At 67.6% G+C, this 24,088-nt stretch carries 18 protein-coding genes; all 18 read right to left on the bottom strand.

The genetic code is table 11. From position 1 onward, the window contains the following. Positions 1-455 precede the first annotated feature (455 nt). A complete protein-coding gene (locus tag AC07NG_RS12100; RefSeq protein ID WP_494594255.1) occupies positions 456-12,893 on the bottom strand; it encodes a LysM peptidoglycan-binding domain-containing protein in 12,438 nt (4,145 codons plus the stop codon). A gap of 111 nt (positions 12,894-13,004) precedes the next feature. Continuing rightward, the gene (locus AC07NG_RS12095; RefSeq protein WP_492857079.1) at positions 13,005-13,559 is read right to left on the bottom strand and encodes a tetratricopeptide repeat protein; all 555 of its coding nucleotides are present in this window, start codon (positions 13,557-13,559) and stop codon (positions 13,005-13,007) included. An 8-nt stretch (positions 13,560-13,567) separates the two neighbouring features. Beyond that, positions 13,568-14,299 carry a sigma-70 family RNA polymerase sigma factor gene (locus tag AC07NG_RS12090; protein WP_494594254.1) on the bottom strand — a complete coding sequence of 244 codons (732 nt, stop codon included), beginning with the start codon at positions 14,297-14,299 and terminating at the stop codon, positions 13,568-13,570. Positions 14,300-14,328: 29 nt separating this feature from the next. Then, complete coding sequence (gene fliP, locus AC07NG_RS12085; protein WP_492857081.1) at positions 14,329-15,120, bottom strand: flagellar type III secretion system pore protein FliP; 792 nt, start codon at positions 15,118-15,120, stop codon at positions 14,329-14,331. Continuing rightward, positions 15,117-15,524 carry a flagellar biosynthetic protein FliO gene (locus AC07NG_RS12080; RefSeq protein WP_492857082.1) on the bottom strand — a complete coding sequence of 136 codons (408 nt, stop codon included), beginning with the start codon at positions 15,522-15,524 and terminating at the stop codon, positions 15,117-15,119. Before AC07NG_RS12080 ends, fliP begins: the two co-directional genes overlap by 4 nt. After that, positions 15,521-15,826, bottom strand: coding sequence for a FliM/FliN family flagellar motor switch protein (locus AC07NG_RS12075; protein ID WP_492857083.1), 306 nt, complete (start codon positions 15,824-15,826; stop codon positions 15,521-15,523). Before AC07NG_RS12075 ends, AC07NG_RS12080 begins: the two co-directional genes overlap by 4 nt. A 3-nt stretch (positions 15,827-15,829) precedes the next feature. Continuing rightward, positions 15,830-16,597, bottom strand: a complete 768-nt coding sequence (locus tag AC07NG_RS12070) for a FliM/FliN family flagellar motor C-terminal domain-containing protein (RefSeq protein ID WP_494594253.1) — start codon at positions 16,595-16,597, stop codon at positions 15,830-15,832. Further along, a complete protein-coding gene (locus AC07NG_RS12065; protein ID WP_494594252.1) occupies positions 16,594-17,784 on the bottom strand; it encodes a flagellar hook protein FlgE in 1,191 nt (396 codons plus the stop codon). The genes AC07NG_RS12070 and AC07NG_RS12065 overlap by 4 nt, the downstream gene beginning before the upstream one ends. 11 nt (positions 17,785-17,795) lie before the next feature. Beyond that, a complete protein-coding gene (locus AC07NG_RS12060) occupies positions 17,796-18,191 on the bottom strand; it encodes a flagellar hook capping FlgD N-terminal domain-containing protein (protein WP_492857086.1) in 396 nt (131 codons plus the stop codon). After that, on the bottom strand, positions 18,172-18,891 hold the full coding sequence (locus tag AC07NG_RS12055; RefSeq protein WP_494594251.1) for a hypothetical protein: 720 nt from the start codon (positions 18,889-18,891) through the stop codon (positions 18,172-18,174). The genes AC07NG_RS12060 and AC07NG_RS12055 overlap by 20 nt, the downstream gene beginning before the upstream one ends. Beyond that, the gene (locus AC07NG_RS12050) at positions 18,888-19,337 is read right to left on the bottom strand and encodes a hypothetical protein (RefSeq protein WP_494594250.1); all 450 of its coding nucleotides are present in this window, start codon (positions 19,335-19,337) and stop codon (positions 18,888-18,890) included. Before AC07NG_RS12050 ends, AC07NG_RS12055 begins: the two co-directional genes overlap by 4 nt. Beyond that, complete coding sequence (locus tag AC07NG_RS12045) at positions 19,337-20,653, bottom strand: FliI/YscN family ATPase (RefSeq protein WP_492857089.1); 1,317 nt, start codon at positions 20,651-20,653, stop codon at positions 19,337-19,339. Before AC07NG_RS12045 ends, AC07NG_RS12050 begins: the two co-directional genes overlap by 1 nt. Next, positions 20,650-21,348: a FliH/SctL family protein gene (locus AC07NG_RS12040; RefSeq protein WP_492857090.1), complete on the bottom strand. Its 699-nt coding sequence runs from the start codon at positions 21,346-21,348 to the stop codon at positions 20,650-20,652. Before AC07NG_RS12040 ends, AC07NG_RS12045 begins: the two co-directional genes overlap by 4 nt. After that, complete coding sequence (locus AC07NG_RS12035; RefSeq protein ID WP_494594249.1) at positions 21,345-21,749, bottom strand: hypothetical protein; 405 nt, start codon at positions 21,747-21,749, stop codon at positions 21,345-21,347. The genes AC07NG_RS12040 and AC07NG_RS12035 overlap by 4 nt, the downstream gene beginning before the upstream one ends. Next, on the bottom strand, positions 21,730-22,953 hold the full coding sequence (gene fliF, locus AC07NG_RS12030; protein WP_494594248.1) for a flagellar basal-body MS-ring/collar protein FliF: 1,224 nt from the start codon (positions 22,951-22,953) through the stop codon (positions 21,730-21,732). The genes AC07NG_RS12035 and fliF overlap by 20 nt, the downstream gene beginning before the upstream one ends. A gap of 49 nt (positions 22,954-23,002) precedes the next feature. Next, entirely contained in the window at positions 23,003-23,329 is a 327-nt protein-coding gene (gene fliE / locus AC07NG_RS12025; RefSeq protein WP_492857093.1) for a flagellar hook-basal body complex protein FliE, read from the bottom strand. Continuing rightward, complete coding sequence (gene flgC, locus AC07NG_RS12020) at positions 23,329-23,748, bottom strand: flagellar basal body rod protein FlgC (RefSeq protein WP_494594247.1); 420 nt, start codon at positions 23,746-23,748, stop codon at positions 23,329-23,331. The genes fliE and flgC overlap by 1 nt, the downstream gene beginning before the upstream one ends. 2 nt (positions 23,749-23,750) lie before the next feature. After that, a complete protein-coding gene (locus tag AC07NG_RS12015) occupies positions 23,751-24,083 on the bottom strand; it encodes a flagellar basal body rod protein FlgB (protein WP_492857095.1) in 333 nt (110 codons plus the stop codon). Positions 24,084-24,088: the final 5 nt, after the last annotated feature.

The raw sequence follows: 24,088 nt of genomic DNA, 5'->3' as shown, positions 1-24,088 counted from the left end.
TTTGCGAAATCGCACAGTATCGGCGAATTTTCACAAAATCACTTCTGATATAGCGAGAATTCACGGGCATATCCATCAGATCAATCGCACCGACCGAACATCCGACTCTCAGTCCACGCACCCAGGTTCTCTAATGACATAGCGGCACGATACCAATCGCGCAGCCTTACGTAGAAATCTTTTCCTTAAGCAGTTGAAGCGTGTGAAAGCTACTAACCTCATCACCCAATTCAAGCTCACCCTTGGCTTTCTCAACGAGTTCCCGCAATGCGTGCGTCGACGCTGCCCCACCAAGCTCGACTTCAAGCAATGACAATGCCGAAGACACCTCCTCAAAAGCCCTCCCCATATCCATGCCTCGCTCAGGCGGAAAGTGATCAGGGCCATAAACTATAACAAACGCCAAGAATTCATTTAACTGGCTTTTAGTTCTACACCAATCAGACATCGAAACCTCACGGGAAAATACTGTTCGAGCCGCCGAGTGAGCCGGGGCGAACAATTGTTACATTGGAGCCACCACTAAAAGCTTTGAAATCCACAACTTGAGGGGTGCTAAAGGTTTTCACCCCAAGAGTGGCATCGAAAATATGGCTGCCGACCTGAAGGTCCGGAATACGATATTTCACACCAGCGGGATCATACAGCCTTCGATTGATCTGAACTAACCGCCCAGCCCCCTCCGGCAGCCCTTCTTGCTGTGCCCAGTACCTCAATCCATCCCGGGCGGCCTCGTCCACCAATGTGCCCTTGTAGGTGTTCATAGGTACCCCACTCGGCGGCTTTAGCCTCCCCGTCGCAACCAAAGTATCAACGCGCGCGGATGCGTCATCCACAAGGGTTTGATACTTAACAAAAGCTGCATCTGACAGCTCTGCACTCGTTCGATAGCCAGACTTCCCAATCAACGGACCAACGAACTCGTCACCGCTGGTGGCGAGCTTGGGCTCGAAGGCCGCCAACTCGTCAACCGCAGTCATCCCTCGCCCAACGGCCGCGGGCCGGGCACCACCCGCCGGGCCACCAACCAAGAATCCGCCAATCGTGAGCGCGCTGTCGCCAGCGAACGTGGTCGGCAACCTCATGTCATAGTCGAGGCCACCAATCGAGCCGTGAGGTGCGCTCGCCGTGGCTTGATTGAGCGTGCTGCCGATGGTGGCGTCAAACGTGCCGGTCCATGGACTGGCGACCAGAGCAACCGCTCCGCCTCCAAGCTTCAGCAGTGACGAGCCGGTGTGGATGAGCGAATCGACTCCGCCCCCATCGATCATGGGACCGCGAGACGGCTGGAAGGCGTCCGCGATTTGCCTTTGAGCATCAATCCTTCGGTTGCTCATATAGGTGATGTAGCGACCGGTGTAGGTGGACTGGGCCTCCGGGTCCCGTCGCGTATTCGCGGTGACGATGACTTCTGAAACCATGTCACCGACATTTGACAGGTCGGCCTTCAACGATTGTGTTGATTGCTTCGTGTAGTCGATCGCGTCGCGAATTTTACCGACCCAGGTCGAGGGATGGGTCAGGGTCTCCCAAGTGGACTTCAACGATCCCTTGATGTTGCTCCACGACCACCAATGCGACTTGGCCGTTGGCGCGCCGCTATACTCGTTCCCCAACGCCGCGACTTCGTAGCTTCCGGGGTTTCCGGCAGCGTATCGTTCATTTGCACGGTCCATACCGCGCAGCATGGCGTCCAGCCTTGCTGACCGTTCATCCGTTCCTTGGCTCGACAGTTGTGATGAGAGTTTGGCGCCGATCGCGTTCCCAATCGTGCTGCCGATCACGTCGGGCAAGGCGGCGATGACGTTGTCGCCGAAGTCGGTGCCGTCGATCAGCGAGCGGGTCGCGGCCCCCGCCACGGCGCCGGCGGCGCCGGATATGGCGCTGTTGAGCAGGCCGTCGGACGTCCAGGCCTTGCCTTGCGGCATCCAGGAGGCGTTGCTGAGGCTGGCCGACACCCCGCCGACCACGGCGCCGACGGCGACGCCGGTCCAGTCGAAGCGGCTCTGCAGGCCGGTGGCGGTCGCGACGCCCTGGGTGATGACGTTGGTCGCCGCGCCTCGCGCCGCGCCCTGCAGCAGCGGGCTGGAAATGCCGTCGAACAGGTTGAAGGCCTTGAAGCCGCCGCCGACCGCGCCGCTGATCGCGGCGAGCGCCACGCCCTTCCAGTTGAACTTGTCCTGGATGCCGGTGGCCACACCGAAGGCCTGGCTGGCGATGCTGCCCGCCGCGGCGGCGATGGCGCTGCCGGCGATGGTGGCTGCTGCCGTAATGCTCGCGGTGCCGGCCGTCACTGCTGCGGCCGTAACTGTCGCGCTGCTTGCGGCCGCCGTTACATTCGCGACTGCGGCTATTGCATACGGGGCGACAATCGCGGTGACCGCCACGGCGATGACCACCATGATGATCGCGCCGACCCCGCCGCAGCCCTTGACCTTGCCCTGCGGCTTGACCTGGGCGAGCGCCGTCGGGCTGGTGTCGCCGATCGCCTTGTTGGGGTCGTAGACCCGGAAGGTGTCGGCGTTGTGCTTGGCGTTGAGAATGTTGGCCGGGACCACCAGGGTCTGGCCTGCCGCCACGCTGTCGTTGACCGACAACCCGTTGGCCTCGGCCAGCTTCCACCACAGCGAAGCGTCGCCCCACAGGCTTTCGGCGATCGAGGCCAGGGTGTCGCCCGCGCGCACGGTGACGCTGGTGTCTGCCCGGCCGCCGTTGTTGGTGTCGGGATTGATCGGGACGTAGTTCTGCGAGAAGTCGCCGGACTTAACCGCCGCGCCGGTGCGGAACGGCGAGGTCTTGGCCGAGGCGCGCAGGGCCACGGTCTCGGCCCAGTTGAGATCGGAGGCGCCGTCGTTGCCGTACTCCCCGATCCGGTGGTCCTCCATGAAGTAGCTGTAGGTATAGGGATCGGCCAGGGCGCTGTTGCCGTCGGCCTCGCGGCGCGACAGAACCATGCCCCCGGCGTCCATCACGTAGCTCACCGTGCGCGTCCGGCCGTCGTTGATGGTGACCGACTGCAGCTTCCCGGCGGGGTCGTAGACGAAGAAGGAGTGGTTGCTAGCGGCGTTGTTGATATTGGCCTGGTAGTAGATTTGGCTCTGCCGCGCGGTGTCCCACCAGTCGTACGAGGTGGTGGTGCGGGAGGTGACGCCGGCCGCGGTCGTCGTGGTGGAGATGACGACGCCCTGGTAGACGCCCCATGCGTCCACATAGCTGTTGACGCTCTCGGCCGAGGTGGTCGTGGTCTGACTGCCGCTGGTCACCTGGCGCCAGGTGGCCTCCCCGACGACGTTCGAGGCCAGATCGTAGGTCAGCGTCTGTTCGTAGGTCTTGAAGTAGTTGGTGTATTCGATGTGCTTGGTCAGCCGGCCCATGGCGTCGCGGGTGTCTTCCCACGTCATCACCGTCTGGTCGGGCTCGGTCTCGCCGATGTCGCCGACCACTTCCTTCCCGGACATCGCCGAGAGCAGGTAGCCGTCGGCCGTATAGGTGTAGTTCTCGACGTTGTAGATTACGTAGGTGCGCGTATTGCCCGGCGCGCTGGCGTCCGGGATCGTCTGGGTGGTCGTACGGGTCGCTTCCACCCGCTGGCCGGCGGCGTCGTAGAGCACATCCGTGCCCTGCATGCCGCGGACGATGCTGCTGACTCCGTTGACGGTCTGCAGCACGCCCTTGTCGGTGACCACGCGGTCCATGGAGTCGTAGCGGAACCACTGGTCCTGGGCGAGATAGGTGGCCGAGCCGGAGACGCCGTAGGTGGCGACGATGTTCCGCACGTTGCCGGACTTGTCGTACTTCCAGGCGACATTGACCGGCCAGGTCCCGTTCTCGCCGCCGTCGGTGTACGAGATCATCCGGCCCAGGGCGTCATAGGTGGCGCGGGCCGAGCGATAGACGACCAGGGTGTTGTACTCGACCGGGATCAGGTTTTCCTCGGGCTCCTGGTATTCGGTCTGCCAGGGCGGCGGAGTGCTCTCGGCGGGGACGTAGGTCACGCCCTGGTGGCGGATCGAATAGTCCTCGGCCACGCGGTTGCCGGTCAGGTCGTAGGCATAGGTGGTCGTGCCGGTCATCAGGTCGTCGCCCGACTGCACCACCTCCAGGATCTGTCCCACCAGCCCCGAGTTCAGGTAGCTGATGATCTTGGTCTCGATCAGTTCGTTGCCGAGGGGGCTGTAGGTCTTCTGCTCGATCGAGCGACCCGCCTGGTCGTAGGTCTGGACCGAAGAGCGGCCGCCCAGGTCGACGTGGGAGAGCCGCCGCCCGAAGACGTCGATGCTGTCGGTGCTGGTCCGGCCGCTGACCGTGGTGGTGGTCTGGACCCAGCCGCCGGCGACGTAGCCGGCGCTGGCGAGGCCGGCGTCGAAAGCGTAGCTGTAGGTCGTGGCGTGGCCGGCGAAGTCGGTCTGGCTGATGACGCGGCCCTGCAGGTCGTAGGTCGTGACCTCCGATACGCCGGCGCCGAGCTGGCTGTTCCAGTGCTTCAGGCGCTGGCCCAGCCCGTCATAGGAATAGTATTCGGTCAGTTGCACGCCATCGGCGCGCATGGGCAGGCCCATGGCCAAGACGCGGCCCATCTTGTCGTAGTCGCGCACGATGGTCTTGTTCAGCGCGTTGATCTCGACGCGCAGGTCGCCGAACACGTCGTAGTTCCGGCGAACGAGGCCGCCGTCGGCGTGCATCTCGATGACGCTCAAGGCCTCGACGCCGTCATAGCCGGTGCCCTGGGCCAGCTGGCGCAGGGTGCGGTTCCCGTTGGCGTCCTCGGTCGCGACTAGGCGGCCGAGCCGGTCGTACCAGTAGCGCTCCGTCGGCCGGGCCTGGGCGGTGACGCCCGCCTCGTTGGTCCAGGAGATGCTGGGCGACTCCCGCTTCGTCAGCTTGCCCAGGGTGTTGTAGGTGTAGTCGGTGGCGTAGTTGCGGGAGTCGATTTCCTGCACCACCTCGCCGAAGGCGTTGTAGACGCGCCGTTCGATCAGGGCGGAAAGCTGGGTCGGGCTCGAGCCGCTGGTCTGGCGATAGGGCCTGCGGGTGGCCGCGACCTGGCCGCGCCGGTCGAACACGGTGACCGTCACAACGACGTCGGACGAGGCGCTCATGCCGGTGAAGGCGCTCTGGCCGATATCGGCGATGGCGGCTTCGAGGCTGGCGTAGGCGGCGAGGTTCTTGGCGCCGGAGGACTCGATCGTCAGCGTCGCGCCGCCGGCCCCGTCGTACATGTAGAGCCGCACCACGCCGTCGGCGCCCCGCGACCGCCACAGGCGGCCGCCGGCGTCGTACTCATATGTTTCCTGATAGGTCGCCGAGGCGGTTCCCGCGGTCAGGCCCTTGCCGGTGACCTCGCCATAGGCGTTGTAGCGAAGGTGGGTCTTGTCGCCGCGAACGATCACGTTGCCGTTGAACGAAGCGGAGGACTGGGTCTTCAGCCGGCCCAGCGCGTCATAGTCATAGAGCGTGCCTTCGATGGAAGTGGTCCCGTCCGCCTTGGCGCGCACGTAGTTTTCGCGGACGGTGCGCCCGGCGATATCCTGGGCGAAATAGCGGATGAAGCCCGAGGCGTCGGTCGTGGCGGCCAGCATGCCGCCCTTGCCGTAGTGGTACTTGGTGATCCGATCCCGGGTCGCGTCGACCTCGGTCCGTCCCTCGCTGGTGCGCACCAGGTTATTGAGGCCGTCGTACTGATTGGATAGCCGGTGGCGGGTCGCCGCGCCGTCGTAGTCGGTGGTCGCTGGGCCGAGGGTCTGGGTCAGCCGTCCCATGAGGTCATAGCTGTAGTCGGTCCGCTGCAGGTCGCTCTGGATCTTGGCGGTGACCTGGCCCAGGCCGTTGTAGGCGTAGGTGATGGTGGCCCCGGCGACGCCTTCGGCGAGAGACCCGCCGACGATGGCGCCGTTCTGCACGTTGAAGACCGACTGACCGTAGGCCACGTTGAGGCGGGTCTGGGTCAGGCGGCGGCCGTTGCGATCGTAGGTGAAGCTCGTCTGGCGATCGTCGGCGCCGACCGCGACGCCGGCCTTGAGCTGGGCCAGGGTCGTGCCCACGCCCGCCTGGATCGACAGTTTGGCCGCGAAGCGGGTCTCCAGCAGGACGTTGCCGGCCGCATCGCTGTCGTAGACGGTCAGGTAGGTGTCGTTGTCGACCGTCGCGATCTTGCGCCCGACCTTGTCGTAGTAGCTGAACGACCAGCCGCGCTCGTCGAACTGGGCCACGACGTTGCCCATGGCGTCGTACTGGGTGCGCGCCGTGATCGTGGTGATCTGGGTGGCGAACGTCTCGCCCTGCTGCGAGCCGGTGCGCAGGTTCGCCACGCTGGTGGCGACCAGCCGATTGTTGCGGTCGTATTCGTAGGTGGTCACCCGATAGGAGGCGGGGTTGACCGGCGGGGGACGGGCTCCGCCCGGCTGGGTCGGCAGCGTCAGGGCCTCGCCGTAGATCTTGACCTGTACTGCGTTGCTGGCCGCGTCGTAGGTCCACTCGGTCAGCGTGCCCAGGGCGTCGATCTGGCCGATCTTGCGATCGAGGGCGTCGAAATAATACAGCGTGCGCGCGCCGGCAGGATCGACGCTTTCGATGATGTTGCCGCGCTTGTCGTAGATGATCTTTTGCTTGGGAACGACCGTGGAGAGGGTGATGAGGTCCGCGTTCAGGACGTCCACGGCCTCGCCGATCTGCTCCACCACCCGGTCGAGCTTGTCATAGACGAAACGGGTGATGCGCTGCTCGGCCAGGCCCGACGCCTCGATCTTGCGTTCGAGGTTGCCGCGCGCATCGTATTCGAAGCGGTTGACGATGTTGGTCGCTCTCAGCCCGCCCTCGACGTCGTAGACCGTGACGGGCAGGGTCTCGCTCAGCTTCAGGCCGCGCTTGTCGAACGTGTTGACGACAATGCCGCCCAGCTTGTTGGTGACCTTGACCCGATCGCCGAAGGCGTTGAGTTCGTAGACCTCGCTGAAGTTCTCGGCGTCGGTGATCGAGATCACCCGATCCAGCTTGTCGCGGCCGATAACGGTTACCGCATCGGCGGCGTTGGCGGTCAGGGTCGGGCGCGTGGTGGTCGAGCCGAGGTTCGTGGCCTTCGTCGCATACTGCTTGATGCTCTTGACCTCGCCGGTGACCGTATAGCCGGTCTCGGTGGCGTAGCCTTCGGGATCGATCTGCAGGACCAGTTGGTTGGCGCTGTCATAGTAGAAATAGCCGACCGAGCCGCGGGCGTCGGTCACCTTTACCCGGTTGCCGAAGGCGTCGTACTCGTAGCTCGTGACGGCGTTCGCGCCCGCGTCGAGGGGGACGGTCTCGCTCTTGAGCTGGCCGGCGGCGTCGTAGGCGTAGGTGGTGGTGAAGTTGCGGCCGTTGGTGTGCGTCAGAACTCGCCCGACGCCGTCGTAGCCGTAGCTGGTGGTCGAGGCCTCGGCGAACCCGTAACCGAGGGTCTCGCTCGTCAGCCGGCCGGCGGCGTCATAGACCCGATGGGTGGTGGTCGCGTCGGCGGTTCCGTAGGCCACCGTGCTGTCGGTGACCCGGCCCATGGCGTCGAGCACTCGGTGGGTGACGACGCCGAGCGGGTCGGTGACGTCGGTCAGCCGTCCGGCCGCGTCATAGGTGTAGCGGGTGGTCTTCGCGGAGGCCGGCAGGGCGCCGATCAGGGCCGCCAGGCTGGCCTTGGTGGAGCTGTCGCTCACCGCATAGCGGTCGGCGTAGCGGATCACCTGGGTGACTTGCCCGGCCGCGTTGTACTGGGTTTCTGTGACGTAGCCTTCCGCGTCGACCTGGTAGACGGGGCGTCCGGCGCCGTCATAGAGGGTGCGGCCGATCCGGTCGTCGTCGATCTGGGCGCCCGCCAAGCCTGCAGACCAGGCGGTGATGGCCGCAAGGCTGACATCGGCGGTGTCGGTGTAGAGCGTCTCGTAGAGACGGCTCTTCACCACGTTGCCGGCCCGGTCGTAGGTGTAGGCGGTGACACGCCCCCCCTCGTCGATGCTGAAGGCCAAGCGGTTGGCGGAGTCGTAGATCGAACGGGTGATCCACTTGTCCTGCGCCAGATTGTTCTGGGCGTTGATCTGCGCTTCGACATAGGCGACCGAGTAGCTGGCCGCCGCTGCGATCGTCAGTGAGGAGCGCACGGTGCGGACGAGGTTACCGGCGGCGTCGTAGGCGTACTTCGTGCGGTGCAAGGTCGAGTCTATGACGAAGACCAGGCGGCCGTCGCGGTCGTAGACGTAATTGGTCGTCTGGTCGTTTGAGCCGGACGAAACCAGAGCGCTGGCGGCGGCCGCCGTGAGGGTCTGGGACAGTCCGACTAATGTCGCCGTCGGGACCTGGGCCGCATAGACCAGTTCGGTTACGATCCGGCCTTCGCCGTCATAGGTGGTGCTGGTCACGGTCCCCGTAGGGCCTACCGTCCAGATCACCCGGTTCTCGCCGTCATAGACGTAGCGGGTGACGCCGCCGGCCGCATCGGTCACGGCCACCGCGTTGCCGTTCTTGTCGTAGGCGTACTGGGTGGTGAGGTTCTGGCTGGCGGGATTGACCTGGGTCTTGGTCAGTCGGTCGGCGTTGTCATAGGTGTATTGGGTGACCCGCGCGGCGCCCGTGCCGGCGGCCTCGGTGACGGTGAGAACGCGACCCTTCTTGTCGTAGGCGTACTCCGTGCGCAGGGCCAGGCCGCCGGCGTCGGTCACGATCGCCGTCTGTCGGCCGGCCAGGTCGTAGGTGATCGTCGTGACCCGCAGCGTGGGGTCGGTGACCTTCACCTGCTGTCCCTTGGCGTCGTATTCGTAGCGGGTGACGAGGTTCAGGCCGTCGGCGTCCTCGGTGCGGGTCAGCACGCGGTCGGCGGCGTCGTAGGTGTAGGTGGTCTTCGAGCCGTTCGGATTGGTCACCCGGATGAGATGGCCGGCGGCGTCGTAGTCGGTCTTGACCTGGTTGGCGAGGTCGTCGGTGACGACGATCAGGTCGCCGTCGGCGTTGTACTGGTAGTAGGTCGAGCGATTGGCGCCGTCGGTGACCTGGATGGTCTGGTCCAAGGCGTTGGTGATGGTGGAGACCACGATCCCTTCGGGCGTGGTCATCGTCATCTGACGGTTGAAGGCCGTATAGGCGAAGGACGTGACGGCGCCGGTCCGATCGGTCCAGGTCAGGACATTGCCGCGCCCGTCATAGGTATAGCTGGTCGTCAGTCCGGCGGTGTCCGTCGCGGTCACCACCCGGCCCGCGCGGTCATAGTCGGTCTTGGTCCACCTGTTGTTCGGGTCGGTGACCTGAGTGACCCGCCCGAAGGCGTCGAGGGCGAAGATGGTGATCAACTGCAGGCGGTCGGCGCCGACGTCCCGACGTGCGGTGACGAGCAGGCCGCGCCGGTCATAGGAGCGGTTGTCGACCACCACGGTCGAGCCCTCGGTGGGCGTGCGGACGGCGGTCAGCTGGCCGAAGGAGTTGTAGTCGTAGGTGGTCGTCACGCCCAAGGCGTTGGTCGTCTGGCTGACCGCGCCGTTGAGGTTGTAGTCGGTGTGGGTCTTGCTATCGAGGCTGGCGTTGGCGATCGCGGCGACCGCCGAGGTGAGGGCAGGGGTGATCAGCCCCCCCGTCAGCGTGGCCAGGACGCTGGTTCCGATCCGCGCGCCGTGGATGATGACGTCCGACAGGCGGCCAAGGCCGTCGTAGACCCGCTCTTCCACTTCGCCCAGGGCGTTGACGACGTGCGTCAGGTTTCCGTCACTGTCGTAGTAGTAGAGCGTGCGCTGACCCGCGCCGTCGACGCCGTTGGGCTCGGTCTTGGAAATCAGGCGATCGGCGGCGTCATAGGCGTAGGTCGTGCCATAGATGGCGTAGATCGCATTGACCTGCGCGGCGGTCGGATTTTCGCCCAAGCCCGCCAAGGCCGCGCTGCCCACGCCCGACAGTTCGCCGATCAGGCGCCCGTGCAGATCGTAGCGACGGGTGGTGGCCTGGGACACGCCGGTGGCGCTGATGAGGGTCGTGGTCAAGCGGCCCAGGGCGTCGTAGCCATAACCGATGGTCTCGGTTCCGCCGCTGGCGAGATACTTGATCTTGGCGACCACCTGCCCGTTGGCCCCGCGAGTGTAGGTCGTGGTCTCGAGCGCGCCGACAGCGCTCGCCGCGAGGACATTGGCCAGGGTCGCGGCCACGCCGCTGGCTAGCCGCTGGCCGCGCACCTCCTGGCTGACGTCGCCGGCGGCGGTGTAGCTGTAGCGGGTGATCTCGCCTTCGCCGTTGACGATCGCGCGCAAGCGGTTCTGGCCGTCGTAGACGTTGCGTTCGTGGATGTCCTTGGCGCTCAGGGCGCCGGAAACCACGCTCGCCAGCAATTGCGCGAAGGTGTCGGTTTCGCGGTTGCCGCTCGTCGACGTCGCGAAACGGATGGTTTCGATCAGGCGCCCGGCCTTGTCGTAGACGAGCTGGGTGAGCAAGCCCTCGCCGTCCAGGGTTCCCACCAGTCGATCGGCGCCGTTGTAGAAGTTGCGGGTCACGCGGTCGTAGATCGGAGCCGCGGCCGGCAGCACCTTGGCGGTTGGCGGCGTCGCCTTCAGCGTCGCGATCGTCAGACGGTTGTCGTAGGCTCGCGTCATGACGAGGCGCGATGCGCCGTCGTAGATGAATTCGACGACAGCGCCGCTTGCGTCGATCGTCTCGACCAGGCGGCCGGCCGCGTCGTAGATGCGCCATTCCCATTGATCGACGGCCGCGTCGGCCGCCGGCCGCACGCTGGCCAGTTCGACGCTCGTCGGCTTTCCGGCGCTGTCGGTGAGACTGGCGAGCTGGCTGGCCGACAGCGGGGTCTTGTAGCGGATCGTGCGGATCAGCAGGTTGTCGCCGTTGTAGACGTATTCGATCAGCGACCCGTCATGGGCGATGTCGGCGACCTTCCGGCCAAGGCGGTCGTAGAGATACTGGGTCTTGATCCCGGTAGGATCGGTGCTCGCCCGCAGACGGCCGAGGTTGTCGTAGACGAAGCTGGTGGTCGAGATCCCCTGTCCGGTCGCCGCGGCCGAGCGCGAATAGCTGATCAGTTCGCCCGCCGTATTATAGGTCGACGTCTGGATCAGGCCGTCGGCCAGCGTCACGATGGTCTGGCTGGAGGCGTCGACGAAGGCGATGTCCGTGCGCTTGCCGCGCAGATCGGTCGAGGCGATCAGCCGGCCCAGGCCGTCATAGACGAAGGTCTCGTAGGGCTGGGCGCCCTCCGGATCGCCGTAGCCGTTCGTGGTCATCCGCCGCAGCAGGTTGCCGGCCTGATCGTAGATGAAGGTCGTGACGGTGTTCTGCGAGGGATCGGTCAGGTCGCCCTGTCCGTTGGCCAGCAGCTTGCCGTACCGCGTGACCGTGGCGACGCCGCCGCGATAGTCGTAGGTCGTTTCGGTGCGGATGCCGGTGCTCTTGTCCGTGATCGTGGCCCACCAGTCCGCCATCTGGGTTTCCGGCGGCTGCATATCCGGAGTCCAGGGGGCGATCTCCAGGTAGTTGGCGGGCAGGCTGAGCTCGACGATCCGTTGGCCGGCGGCGTTGTATTCGTAGGCGATCGCCAAGCCGTCCGGATCCATGCGGAAGCGCAGATGGTTCTCGGCGTCGTAGACGAAGCGGGTGGTCAGGGGCGTCGCCGGCTGACCGGCGCCGGCCCCGTCCGGATCAGGGGTCAGGTAGCGCGTTTCGGCCAGCAACTCGTTCCTGGAACCGTAGATGCGGGTGATGGTGACGCCGGCCTGATCGCGTTCGAGCGTGATGTTGCCGTTGGCGTCGTATTGGTAGGTGACCGAACCGGTTCCCGAGGTCACGCTCGTGACGTCGCCATTGGCGTTGTAGGTGAAATCGGTGACCTGGGACGTTCCGCCGGCCACGTCGGGCGGCGTGGTCACCCGCGTCAGCTGGCCGGCGGCGTCATAGACCAGGCTGGTGACCTGACCGGACGGATCGGTGACCGTCGTGGTCCGCGTCGCGGTGTTGTAGGTGAAGCTCGTCGTCCGCTGGACGCCGTTCACCGTCTGGGCCAGCGTGGCGACCCGATAGTCGTTGGCGGACGGCTGCACGTAGGTGATCTGCAGCAGCGAGCCGTCGCTCTGAGCGATCGACGCCACCAGCTTGCTATCGCCGAGGTAGGTATAGGTGGTGACGTAGGTCTTGCCGTCGGTGATCGAATTGTCTTCGGGCGTGAGGTCGACGCTCACCGTGTTGAGGCGGCCCTGGGCGTCGTAGCCGTAGCGCACCCGCGTGAGGGTCGTGACGCCGCCCGATCCCGGCTTGTAGCCGGTGACCACCTGGGTCAGCAGCGCGCCGGAGTAGACGAGATCGGTGTAGTAGCCGTCGGCCGTCGTCACCCGCGACAGCTTGCCGTTGGCGTAGGTGAAGGTCAGCGCATTGCCGTCGGTATCCCTGCTGGAGGTGATCCGGCCGCTGCTGGCGTGATCGTAGAGTTCGACGGTGCGCGTCGAGCCGTCGGTCCAGGTCCAGGTCGAACCGGCGAGGGTCAGGGTGTCGTAGGCGCCGTCGCCGTCCTTGGAGACATAGGCGCCGCGCGCGGTGTCATAGGTGTAGACGGCCTCGGAGCCGTCCCAGTCCACCCGCTTGACCGTGCTGCCGGCGGTGTTGACGCTGCCCTGTAGGCCTATGACCTGCCGATAGGCGCTGATGCGCCAGTTGTCGCCGTTGTCGTCGGAAAGATCGCCCCGGCTGTTGTAGGCGCGGGCGATGACGTCGTCGGGCCCCAGGCCCATCAACATCTCGTCGACCTTCTGGATCACCAGATTGCCGTTGGCCGCGTTGACGTAGACGTTCTCGCCGGCGCGGCCCAGCGAGGCCTGCCCCAACTGGCCACGCGACCCGAGCACGAAGGCCGAGCTTCGCGCCAGGCCGACGCCGTCGCCGCTGATGATCGCAACCATGAAACGCCCCCGAGACCTGGGGCGTCATCGACTTTACTCCGCCCCTATCTAAGGGTCCGGACCTGGAAAAATCCGTTTAGCGATTTCTTCCGGCGATCCGCAGAAAAGCGCCTAGTGCTTGAGGCCGGAGCCGTCGAAGCGCTGGAGCAGAAGCTGCGTCGATGACAGCGGCTCGTCCTGCGCGCCGGCCAGCTGAGTTCGGATCGTCTCGATCAGAAGGCGCATGTCGGCGTTCATCGGCGCGTTTTCGTGATTGAGGGCGATACCCCGCTCCAGGGTGGCGATCCCGGCGTCGATCTCGTCGCGCGCCAGTTGGCCCAGGCCTTGGGCGAACAGCCGCGGAGGCGTGTCGGCCGGCAGGTCCGCCAGCGGCAGCCAGACCCGCTCGGCGGCCTGGGCGTCGCCGGAGGTGTAGTGCAGAAAGCCCAGCTGGAAGCGGGCGGGCACGAAGTCCGGAGCGATCTCCACCGCCTTGCCGATCGCCGCGATCGCGGCTTCGTAGCGCTTCAGCCCGGCCAGGACCGACCCGCGCAGGAAGTGCAGCCGGGCGTCGCCGCCATAGTCGTTCAGCAGGATGTCCAGGCGCTCCAGGCCGAGCTGATCGTCCTGGCCGAGCACCTCCAACAGGCTGCTCAGCAGGGCGGGGGGGCATGTTTGAGAGGTCATGGGTCTTCCTATCGTCTCAGCCTGAAGTCCTGGGAATTCAACATTCGCTTTTTCATCAGCAGCAGCGCCGCCCGGTGCAGCTGGGATATTCGTCCCTTGCTGACCCCCAGCACCGCGGCGATCTGCTCGAAGGTCATGCCGTCGAGATAGTGCCGGGTGATGATGAACTGCTCGCGGGGCGGCAGCAGCGATATCTCGGCCCGCGCCCGTTGCTGGGTCTCTCGCCAGACGAGGCTGTCATAGGCGTTCGGGTGCGGATCGGCTTCCTGATCGGCCACGTAGAGCGAGGTGCCTTCGAGCATGAAGCCCAGGGCCAGGCCCAGCGCGGCGTCGATCAGCTCGTCCATGACCTCGGTCGAGGTCAGGGCGTCGACGTCGCCGCTGACCATCGAACGGGCGCGCTCGTAGCGGACGCGATTGCGGAACGAGATCTGCTCGCGCATCTCGCTCATCTTGGCGATCCCGTCGCGTATGCTGCCGGACACCCGGCGTGAAGCATATCCGGTGAAAGGGGAGCCCCGCTCGGGATCGAAACGGTCGATGGCTTCCAGCAGGCCCGCATAGGCCAGCTGCAGCAGATCGCCGAACTCGATGTCGCCCGTTCTGCGGTCGAGCGCATGGCGTCGGGCCAGCCTGCGCGCGAACGGCGTGTAGGCGGCGAACAGCGCTTCGCGCGCGGCGGTCGATCCGGTGTTTCGAAATTCCGCCCAGAGCGCGGCCTCCTCGCCGTCAGACGGCATGTCCGCGCTTCGGGCTCGCGGCCCCAGGATCACCGAAAGCTTCCAACCACGTTCTCGAGCACGAGCGACCAACCGTCGATCAGCACGAACATCAACACCTTGATCGGCAGGGAGAGCGTGGAAGGCGGCACCATCAGCATGCCCAAGGCCAGCAGGATGCTCGACACCACCAGATCGATCAGCAGGAACGGCAGCAGGATGACGAAGCCGATCTTGAACGAGACGCGCAGCTCATTGAGCATGAAGGCCGAGGTCAGCTCCATCAGTCCGACGTCGGCGGCCCGCTCTGGCAGCGCCTTCTTGCCCATGCGGTAGACCGCGGCGATGTCCTGGTCGTGAACCTGGCGCAGCATGAACTGGCGCATCGGTTCGGCGCCCCGGTCCATCGCCTGCTGCACCGAGATCGAACCGTCCATGAAGGGCTTGAACGCCACGTCGTTCACCGTCGTCAGGGTCGGCATCATCGTGAACGCGGTCAGGAACAGGGCGAGGCTGACCAGAACCTGGTTGGGCGGGGTCTCGGGCATCCCGAAGGCGTGGCGGATCATCGACAGCACGACGACGATGCGCACGAACGGGGTCATGCAGATGACGATCGCCGGGATCAGGGCCGCGACGGTCAGCAGCAGGGCCGTGCGCAGCACTTCGGAGGTGCGGGCCGGCTGGTCGGCCTGGTTGACGGCCTTGGCGCGGGACGACAGGGCGGCCGCGGCCTGGGCGGGGACCGACTGGGCGTGCGCCACGCCGGCGGGGATCGCCAGGCTAGCCGTGAGCGCCAGGACGAGCGCGAGCAGCCACGGCAGGAAGGCGAAACGGGTCATGCCTGCGTCTCCGGCTGGACCGGGGCCGCAACATCGACGGGCTTCGACAGCAGGATCACGCCCTGGGCCGTCGCGGCGATCACGAAGTCGGCGTCGTCGCAGCGCATCAGGCAGATGTCGGTCTGGTGGCTGAGGCGAACGGTTTCGACCAGCTTCAGCCGCCGATCGACGGGCGCGAAGGCCCGCCCCAGGGCTGGGACGCCCGACCCTCGCAGGCGATGGCGCAGGGCGTAGGCGCCGGCCACCGCCAGAACCAGGCACAAGAGCAGGGCGCCCAGCACGCGCCAGATCGACACGTCGCCGGCGCTGGTCGCCTGGCCGAGCTTCTGCGCGATCGCCGGGCCGCTGGCGGTCCACAGGACCACGGTCGTCGAGCCGAGCGACAGAAATCGCCCGAGCTTCATGTGGCCTTCGCGATCTCGGTGATGCGCACGCCGAAATGGTCGTCGACGGCGACGATCTCGCCGCGCGCGACGACCGCCTGGTTGAGCCGCAGTTCGATCAGGTCGTTGAGCTTGGCGTCGAGTTCGAGCACCGCGCCGGGCCGCAGGCCCATCAAGGTGGCGATCGACAGGGTGACCTGGCCGAGCTTGGCTTCCAGGTCGACCTGGACGTCCTTGAAGATGGCCGCGTCCAGCCCCGCCAGGAGCGGACCGTCGGCCCCCGTTTCCGGTTGCGTATCCGCAGGCTTGGATCGGGTTGTCATGACTCAAACACGCTCTTTTACAATGGACTGCAGGGTCAGGGCTCTCCGACCCTCATGTTCGACGAGCCGGGCCCCGGCGACAGCGCCGCTGGGGGCGGTCAACAGGATCTCGCCGGACAGCGGCGTGGCGAGGACGAGGACGTCGCCGGCCGCCAAGCCCCGCACGTCCGCCAGTCCGGCCCGGGCCCGGCCCAGCACCACGTCCAGCGTGACTTCGGCATCGGCCGCGGCGGTCAGGATCGGCGTCAGCGGCGCGCGCGGCGCGGCCGGCGGCCCGGCCAGGGCCTTGCGCAAGGCCACGAAGACCGAGAGCGGCGCCGCCAGCGACAGCAGCTTCAGGCCGTTGGCGTCCGCGAGGTCGAGCGTCAGCCGCTCGCCGTCGCCGCGGGACGGTTCCTGGCCCGAAACGCCCAGGGTCTCCTCCAGCGCGCCGACCAGATCGTCGACGGCCTTGTCGAAGAACGCGTCCAGGACGCGGTGATCCGCGGGGCTGGGCGTGTCCTGCTCGAAGCTGACGTCCAGCGCCCATTCCAGCAGCCGGGTCTTGCCGCGATCGGGGCAATGGGCGGCGACGGCCGTGCGGGGAACACGCCAGTCGCCTTCGGGTGCGGCGCGATCGGCGGCGGGAGACGCGCGCCAGCCGGAAACCACCATGCGGCGCTGGCCGAACCAGCGCGCCGCCCAGCCCTCGACGACCGTCGCCGTCCTGGCGACGATACGCGGGTCCGAAGCGCCGCCGGGCGGCGCCCAGGGGCGAGGCCTTGAGCTCACCCCTGACCTCGGACGCCGAACAGCTGCTGGATCATGTCGTTGGAGATGCTGACCACCTGCGAGGCGGCCTGGAAACCGCGCTGGATCAGGATCAGCTCGCCGAACTCGGCCGACAGGTCGACGTTGGACGCTTCCAACTGCTTGGACACCAGCTTGCCGACTCCGGCCGCGCCGCTGCTGGTGACGTAGGGGATGTTCGATCCGGCGTACTCGAACAGGCCGTCGCCGATCTGCTTCAGCTTGTCCGGGTCACGGAAGTCGACCATGGCGACCGCTCCCAGGAGCTTGGTCTCGCCATTGTCGTAGGACAGCTTGATCTTGCCGTCGGCGTCGACGCCGACGGAGCTCAAGGCGCCCGAGGCCGAGCCGTCCACCGAGTCGGCGCGCAGCGAGGAGGTCGTGCCGGAGGAATACGAGGTCACCCCGACGGAGAAGTCGAGCACCACCGAAAGCGGATCGGCGCCCGCCGGAGTGTCGGTGATCGTCATGGTGGCGCTGGTCGAGTCGACGATGCCGCCGGTGAACGTGATCGTGGAGGTTCCCATCGTCTTGCCGTTCTGGTCGGTCACCGTCGCCGTCCACTGGCCTGTGGCCGAGGTGACCGGCGTCAGCTTCACCTGCCAGACCTGCTTGGCCCCGGCGGAGTCGTAGACGTTGATGCTGGAGACCGTGGCTTCGGTTCCGGTCGACGAGATGTTGCCGGAGAAGGCGATCTTGGTGGTCGCGGCCGGCGGATCGACGCGGTCGCCGTCGATGTCGAGCGGGGCCGGCTTGCCGTCGGCGCCGATCACGGCCAGCCGGCGGTCCGTGCCGGAGAGGGTGATGTAGCCGGAGTCGTCGACCACGAACTGCCCTGTGCGGGTGTAGTAGGTTTGCGAGCCTTCCAGCAGCATCAGGAAGCCGCCGCCATCGATCGCCAGGTCGAGCTCGCCCGTCGAGGTGCGCAGCTCGCCCTGCTTGAAGTCGATCTGCGGCAGGCCGACGTGAACGCCGGTCCCGCTTTGCGCGTAGGCCAGACCGCTGGCCGAGCCCAGCCAGCCGCCGCCGCTGTTGAACGAGTCGGCGAAGCTCGCCTTCGTCGCCTTGAAACCGAGGGTGTTCATGTTGGCGACGTTGTTGCTGATGGTCTGAAGGCCTTTGGAGAAGGCGTTCATGCCGCTCAGTCCGACGTAGATGGATCCAAGCATTTGATGGGCTCCTAACGGACTTGGGTGATGTCGGCGATCGAGATGCTGGAGATGATCGCGCCGTCGGACGTCTTGATCGTCGCCAAGGGCTGACCGTTGCTGAATGAGACCGACTGGACCACGCCCGACTGGGTCGTCACGTCGCTGACGACGTCGACCGTGCGGCCCAGGAGGCTGACCGCCTGGTTGGCCGCCTGGGCGGAGAGCAGGTTGGTGATCTGGTCGTTGAGCGTCTGGCTCTGCTGGAGCTGCGAGAACTGCGCCAGCTGCGAGACGAACTGGAAGTTGTCCACGGGCTTCAGCGGATCTTGATAGGTCAGCTGGGTCAGGATGATCTTCAGAAGGGACTGAAAATCGAGGCCGTAGGCGGCCGACGAGCTCACGGAACTAACGGACTCGGTCGCCATGGACGTCTCCAAGGGCCAGAGGGAAGGAAGGATCGAGGGTCTCGCCGTTCAGCGAGAGCTCCGACAGGGCAAAGCCCAGTTCGGCCGCCAGTTCGGCGATCTTGCGCCGCAGGCGATCCAGCGCTGACGGGGCGAGCGACAGGCCGCCGATGGCCACCCGCAGGCCGTCCGGCTGATCGGCGACCACCACGCTGAGGTTCGAGCCGGCCGGCGGCCGGGCGTCGGGCCTGGCGGGCGGCGTGGCGGTCGCTTCTGGACCTTCGACGGGCTCGGCCAGGGCGGCGGCCGGGAGGACGAGGATCTCGATGGGACCATCGGCATGAGCGACGAGCGCCGAAGGACCAAGCGTCGTCGGGGGCGCGGCTTCCGCGGTTTCCCGCAGGACGATACGGGCCACGCCGGAGGCGAAGCCGTCAGGCGTCGGCGGGGGAGCGGCCTGCCCCCGGGGCGTCGCAGAGACCGCGGTCTCGCCGTCGCTCACGGGGGCGGCCGACTGGTCGGACGGAGCCAGGGGCTCGTCCGCGCGGTCGGCGGTCTCGACGACTTCGGGACGGCGGCCGAACATGCCCAGGTCGTCGAAACCGCGCGGCTGGTCGGCGCCGCGCAGCAAGGCCTCGAACGCGCCCGTCGGCAGGTCGGCGCGCAGTGTCGGCGCGCTTCGGGAAACGAGCAGGGGAGGGGCGGTCGCGGCGATCTTCATCGGCCGACGCTCCTCTGCGTCGTACGGTCGGCGGCGTCGGCCAACTGGGCCTCCTCCCTGGCGCGCCGCGCCCGGCGCGCGGCCGAGCGTTCGACCCGCTGGGCCTGGCGTTCCTTGGCCAGGGCGACGCGCCAGGCCTTCGAGCGGGCGTCGGCGACATCGCCGGCGTCGCAAAGGCGAGTCTCCAGGACGCCCAGTTCGGCGCGCGCGAGGTCGATCGAAGCACTCCAGGCGCCGATCACCTCCAGCGCCATCGACGGGGCGGCCAGGGCGGCCGCCCAGCGGTCCTGTTCATCGGCCAGGCGCTCGTCGCCACGGTCGCGACGCGCGCGGGCCTCGTCGAGGTCGGCGGCGGCGCGGGCGGCGGCGGCTTCGGCGACCTGGCTCTGCAGCGCCCGCACGCGGCCGATCTGGCGCAGTCGCTCGGGCTGATCGCGTCGCGCCATCAGGCCCTCGCTCCGATCAGAGAGACCAGTCGCTCGCAGGCGGTCGAATAGGGCGTGCGCTCGTCCTCGGCCTGTCTCAGATAGTCGAGCAGCGCCGGTCGAAGCTCGAGCGCCCGGTCGATGTCGGCGTTGGCGCCGCGCACGTACATGCCGGTCTCGATCAGGGTGCGCGAGGTCTCGTAGGTGCTGAGCGCCTCGACGGCCCGCGTCGCCGCGGCGCGGGCGGTGGGTTCGGCCACCGCGCCGGCGAGGCGACTGATGCTGCGCGGCACGTCGATCGCCGGATACCGACCTTGCTCGGCCAGGTCGCGCGACAGCAGGATGTGGCCGTCGAGCAGCGACTTCATCATTTCGGCGATCGGGTCGTCGATGTCGTCGGTTTCGCTCAGCACGGTCATGATCGCCGTGATCGAGCCGCCGCCGGCTACCGCGCCGCAACGCTCGACGATCCTGGGAATGGCGGCGAACACGCTGGGCGTATAGGCGCGAATGGTCGGCGGCTCGCCGGCCGCCAACCCGATCTCGCGCAAGGCCATGGCCAGGCGCGTCGCCGAGTCGATGAACAGCAGCACGTCGTGCCCCTGGGCCCGCCAATGCTCCGCCAGGGCCAGGGCGTAGCGGCCGGCGCGGGCGCGCATGGCCGCGCTCTGGTCCGAGGTCGCGGCCACCAGGGTCGAGCGCGCCTTGGCCTGCGCAGGCAGGCCGCGCCAGAACGCCTCGACCTCGCGGCCGCGCTCGCCGACCAGGCAGATGACGCAGCGGTCGACGCCGACCTGCCGCGCGATCTGGGTCATCAGGGTCGTCTTGCCAACGCCGGCGGCGGCGAAGATGCCGACCCGCTGGCCGCGGGCCAGGGTCAGAAGGCCGTCGATGGCGCGCACGCCGGTCTCGAACACCCGCTTGGGCGAGGTCCGCTGCATCGGCGCGGCGACCTCGCCGTCGAGGCGTCCGCGCGCGGTGGCGGCTACGGGGCCACGGCCGTCGATCGGACGGGCGAGGGCGTCGACCGCCCGCCCGAGGAAGGCGTCGCCGACCGGCGCGCCGTCGGACTGGGCCGAAGCGGCCGTCACTCGCGCGCCCGAAAAGGTCGCCGCCGCGTCGTCGAACGGCGCCAGCACGACGCTGTCCTCGTTGACGCCGACCACCTCGGCCAGGCTGACGCGGTTCTTCGCCGTGGTCTCGATCTCGCACAGCCCTCCCATCGGCAGGTTGGGCCCGTCCGCCTCGATGTAGGTGGAGCGAATGCGGCGCACGCGTCCGGTGCGGACCACCAGGTCGACCGCGCGGACCGCGTCCAGGAAGGCGTGCTCGATCATTCGGCGGCGCTCCGCGCGCCGAGATCGGCGAACAGGGCGTTCAGCCGCTCCCATTGGCGATCGACGCCGATCTCCATGGCGCCGAGCTTGAGCCGCAGCTGGCAGTCGCCCGAGGCCAGGTCGGGGGAGGCGACCAGCCGCAGTTCGGAGCGATCGACCCCGCTGGCCAGGCGCGCGAGAGCCTCCGGATCGGCGAAGTCGTCGCGGGAGACCGCCACTTCTATGACCGTTGCGCCGGCGATCGCATCGACATGGTGGCGGATCGTCCGGGCCAGCAGGTCGTGGTGGACCTCGACGTCGCCGATGATCTTGCGCAGGCCCTCGGCGGCCAGGGCCACGGCCAGCTGCTCCATCCGCTCGGTCTCGACGGCGAAGCGGTTCAGGGCGGCGTCGAGGGTCTTGTCCAGGCGTTCGAACCGGCGCGCGCCGTCATCCTCGGCTTCCCGAAGCCCAGCCTCGCGCCCCTCGGCGCGGGCTTGCCGAACGGCTTCGGCCAGCTGCTCGTCCAAGCGTCCGATCCGGGTGTCGCGATCCGCCAGTTCGGCGGCGAGGGCGGCGCCTTGCGCCTGGGCCTGGCTCAGCTCTTCGGCCAGGGCGGCGAGCTTGGGATCGACCGGCGTCGCCGAACGGGGCGCCGATAGCGGGCGCACCGCCCGCGCGGCCTGATCGGACTGCGAGGACTTGATGATGCTCATCGTCGCCCCCGCAGGCGGGCCAGCAGGCCATCGAGGCCGTTGGCGCGACCAGGCGTCGGCGCGCGCGGCCGCGGCGACGGGCGCGCCTCGTCGCCGAGCGCGGGGATGCAGCCGCGCAAGGCGACCGTCGCCGTCGGGGTCATGGAGAAGCCGAGGTTCGGACCTGCGCTCCGGGCCCGAGCCTCCAGCCAGGGGGACAGGCCCGATGGTTTGGCCTGTTCGGCCGTGCGTGGGCGGATGGTTTCCACGGGCGCGCCGTCATAGGCGGCGAGCAGGGCCCGAACCTCATCCCGGTGGGACGGGGCGAGCTGATCCAGTACGCCCCGAACGTCTTCGGGGGCGGCCTGGGCCAGTTCGGCGACGAGCCTGCGGAAGGCCCGGTCAGATACCTGAGGTCGCAACGGCGTCCCTCTCATCCAACAGCGCCGCCAGGCGACGAGCATAGGCTTCCTGTTCGCGCGCGCTCAGACGGCGGCCAGGGCGACGGGCGTGGAGCAGGAAGGCTACGGCCAGCAAGGCGACCAGCAGGACGACCGCATAGACCGTCACGACGCCGCTGAACGGCGTTTCCGACCGCGCCGCCGTCGGGGACGGGGGCGCGACGGCCGGGATGGCGGGGGCGAGGGCCGGCGCCGTCGGCTCGGCCACGACCGGCGCCAGCGGCTGATCAGAGGCCGACACGGTCACCAGGTCGCCCGCCGTGGAATCGGCGCCGATCGCCGCTTCGGCCAGGGCCTTGGCGCGGAGCTGAAGCTCGGGGCTCGCCGGGGCCTCCAGCGTGATGTCGACACGCACGCCCGAGCGGGCGCCGGGCACGGTCTGGGCGTCGGGGACGATGGCCTTGCCCGCCAGGACGACCACCTGGAAGCGGCCGTCGGGCAGCAGGCTCGACAGGGCGCGCCGGACCCGGGCCGAGAGGTCGGTTTCCGCGGCCGTGGAGCCGGTGTCGAGCTGGGCGGAGGGCTCGGCGCTGACGATCTGGCCTTCGCCGTCCAGGACGACGACGTCCGACGCCTTCAGGTCGGTGACGGCGGCGGCGACCAGGCGCTGGACGCCGCGGATCGTCGCCGGCGTCAGGGTCCGGCCGGTTCGCGGCGCGAGGGTCACCGAGGCCTTGGCCGGCTGGCGGTCTCCGCGAAAGATCGTCTGCTCGGCCAGGGAAAGGTGGACGCGCGCGGTCTCGATCCCGTCCAGGGTCATGATCGTGCGCGCCAGCTCGCCCTGCAGGGCCCGCTGATAGTTGATCTTCTGGGCGAACTCGGTCAGCCCCATGTCGGACTTGTTGAACAGCTCGAAGCCGACCATGCCCTTGAGCGGCAGGTCCTGGCTCATCACGTCCAGGCGCGCGCCGTCGACCTGATCCTCGGGCACCAGGATCGTGGCGCCGTGATCGGCCAGCTTGTAGGGGATCTTCTTCTTGTCGAGCTCGCCTACGATGGTGGCGGCGTCCATGTCGCGCAGATTGGTGAACAGCACGCCGTAGGGCTTGCGGAGCACCAGCCAGTAGACGGCGAAGAAGACGGCGCACAGCAGCACGACGCCGGTGGCCACGATGGCCACTTGGCGGGTCGGGGAAGCGGTTCGGAACTGTTCGAGCGGCGTCATGCTAGGACGAAGTCCGGGGAGAGGAGAGGGCGGCGCGCGTCATTGACGTCTAGAGCTGCATCTTCGAGAGGTCCTGGTAGGCCTCGACCAGCCGGGCGCGGACCTGCAGGGCCAGTTCGAACGACAGGCGGGCCTCTTCAAGCGCATAGGTGACCTGGTGCAGCGGCACGCTGTCGTCGAGGGCGAAGGCCGTGGCCATGTCCTCGGCGGCGAGCAGCTTGCGGTTCACCCCATCGACGCCGTCGGCCATCAGCTGGCTGAACGAGGTTTCGGGGGCGCGCGAGACGGCCGGCGCGGGCGTCATCGGCGCCATGGCGCGGGCGAGAACGGGATCGACCGCGGCGGCGTCCAGGGCCTGGATCGGTACGATGCTCATCAGCGGCGTCCCAGTTCCATGGCCTTGGCGTACATCTGCCGCGCCGCGCCCAGCGCGACGAGATTGGCCTCGTAGGCCCTGGAGGTTTTCAGCATCAGGGTCATTTCGCCCGCGTGGTCGTAGCCGGGATAGGAGACGTAGCCGTCGGTGTCGGCCTGCGGATTGGCCGGCTCGTACACGCGCCGAGGCGGGGCGTTGATCGGCTCGACGCCATAGACCATCACGCCGCCCGCGGGGGTCTCGCCGGCCTTGAGCATGTCGGCGAAGCCCTGCCGCGGCCCCGACACCAGACGCATCGCCCGATAGGGCTCGCCCGTCGCCGTGCGGGCGGTGTTGGCGTTGGCCAGGTTCTCGGCGATGATCTCGAGCCGTCGCCATTCGACGTCCAGGCCGGTGCGGCTGATTTCCATGGCCTGCATGGTCAGAGGCTCCCCTTGATCGACAGGGCCCGCAGCTGGGCCTGCCGGTTCAGCACCTCGATCAGCGCCGCGTAGCGCATCTGGGTGGTGCTGGCCGTCGACATTTCCAGGTCCAGCCGGACCTGCGGCTCGACCGAGGCCTCGACCGACGGTTCGACCGCCAGCACGGCCGGCGCGCCGCTACCTGCGGCGCTGGCCAGGGCCTGTTCAAAGCTCACCCGCCGGGGGCGGTAGTTCGCCGTTCCCGCGTTGGCGATGTTCTCGGCGGTGACGACCGCGCGACGGGAAAGCCCGTCCAGGGCCTTCAGCGCGACGATGCTCGAAAGGGAACTCATGGCGC

The organism is Caulobacter sp. GW821-FHT10C03 (assembly GCF_059415485.1).
Note: the sequence above shows the minus strand (reverse complement) of the source record. Positions and strands in the feature narration are given on the sequence as shown.

Bases quoted from the DNA above. Each gene is read 5' to 3' on its own strand.
- AC07NG_RS12100 (WP_494594255.1), bottom strand. From the start codon at position 12,893: ATGGTTGCGATCATCAGCGGCGACGGCGTCGGCCTGGCGCGAAGCTCG.
- AC07NG_RS12095 (WP_492857079.1), bottom strand. From the start codon at position 13,559: ATGACCTCTCAAACATGCCCCCCCGCCCTGCTGAGCAGCCTGTTGGAG.
- AC07NG_RS12090 (WP_494594254.1), bottom strand. From the start codon at position 14,299: ATGCCGTCTGACGGCGAGGAGGCCGCGCTCTGGGCGGAATTTCGAAAC.
- fliP (WP_492857081.1), bottom strand. From the start codon at position 15,120: ATGACCCGTTTCGCCTTCCTGCCGTGGCTGCTCGCGCTCGTCCTGGCG.
- AC07NG_RS12080 (WP_492857082.1), bottom strand. From the start codon at position 15,524: ATGAAGCTCGGGCGATTTCTGTCGCTCGGCTCGACGACCGTGGTCCTG.
- AC07NG_RS12075 (WP_492857083.1), bottom strand. From the start codon at position 15,826: ATGACAACCCGATCCAAGCCTGCGGATACGCAACCGGAAACGGGGGCC.
- AC07NG_RS12065 (WP_494594252.1), bottom strand. From the start codon at position 17,784: ATGCTTGGATCCATCTACGTCGGACTGAGCGGCATGAACGCCTTCTCC.
- AC07NG_RS12060 (WP_492857086.1), bottom strand. From the start codon at position 18,191: ATGGCGACCGAGTCCGTTAGTTCCGTGAGCTCGTCGGCCGCCTACGGC.
- AC07NG_RS12055 (WP_494594251.1), bottom strand. From the start codon at position 18,891: ATGAAGATCGCCGCGACCGCCCCTCCCCTGCTCGTTTCCCGAAGCGCG.
- AC07NG_RS12050 (WP_494594250.1), bottom strand. From the start codon at position 19,337: ATGGCGCGACGCGATCAGCCCGAGCGACTGCGCCAGATCGGCCGCGTG.
- AC07NG_RS12045 (WP_492857089.1), bottom strand. From the start codon at position 20,653: ATGATCGAGCACGCCTTCCTGGACGCGGTCCGCGCGGTCGACCTGGTG.
- AC07NG_RS12040 (WP_492857090.1), bottom strand. From the start codon at position 21,348: ATGAGCATCATCAAGTCCTCGCAGTCCGATCAGGCCGCGCGGGCGGTG.
- fliF (WP_494594248.1), bottom strand. From the start codon at position 22,953: ATGACGCCGCTCGAACAGTTCCGAACCGCTTCCCCGACCCGCCAAGTG.
- fliE (WP_492857093.1), bottom strand. From the start codon at position 23,329: ATGAGCATCGTACCGATCCAGGCCCTGGACGCCGCCGCGGTCGATCCC.
- flgC (WP_494594247.1), bottom strand. From the start codon at position 23,748: ATGCAGGCCATGGAAATCAGCCGCACCGGCCTGGACGTCGAATGGCGA.
- AC07NG_RS12015 (WP_492857095.1), bottom strand. From the start codon at position 24,083: ATGAGTTCCCTTTCGAGCATCGTCGCGCTGAAGGCCCTGGACGGGCTT.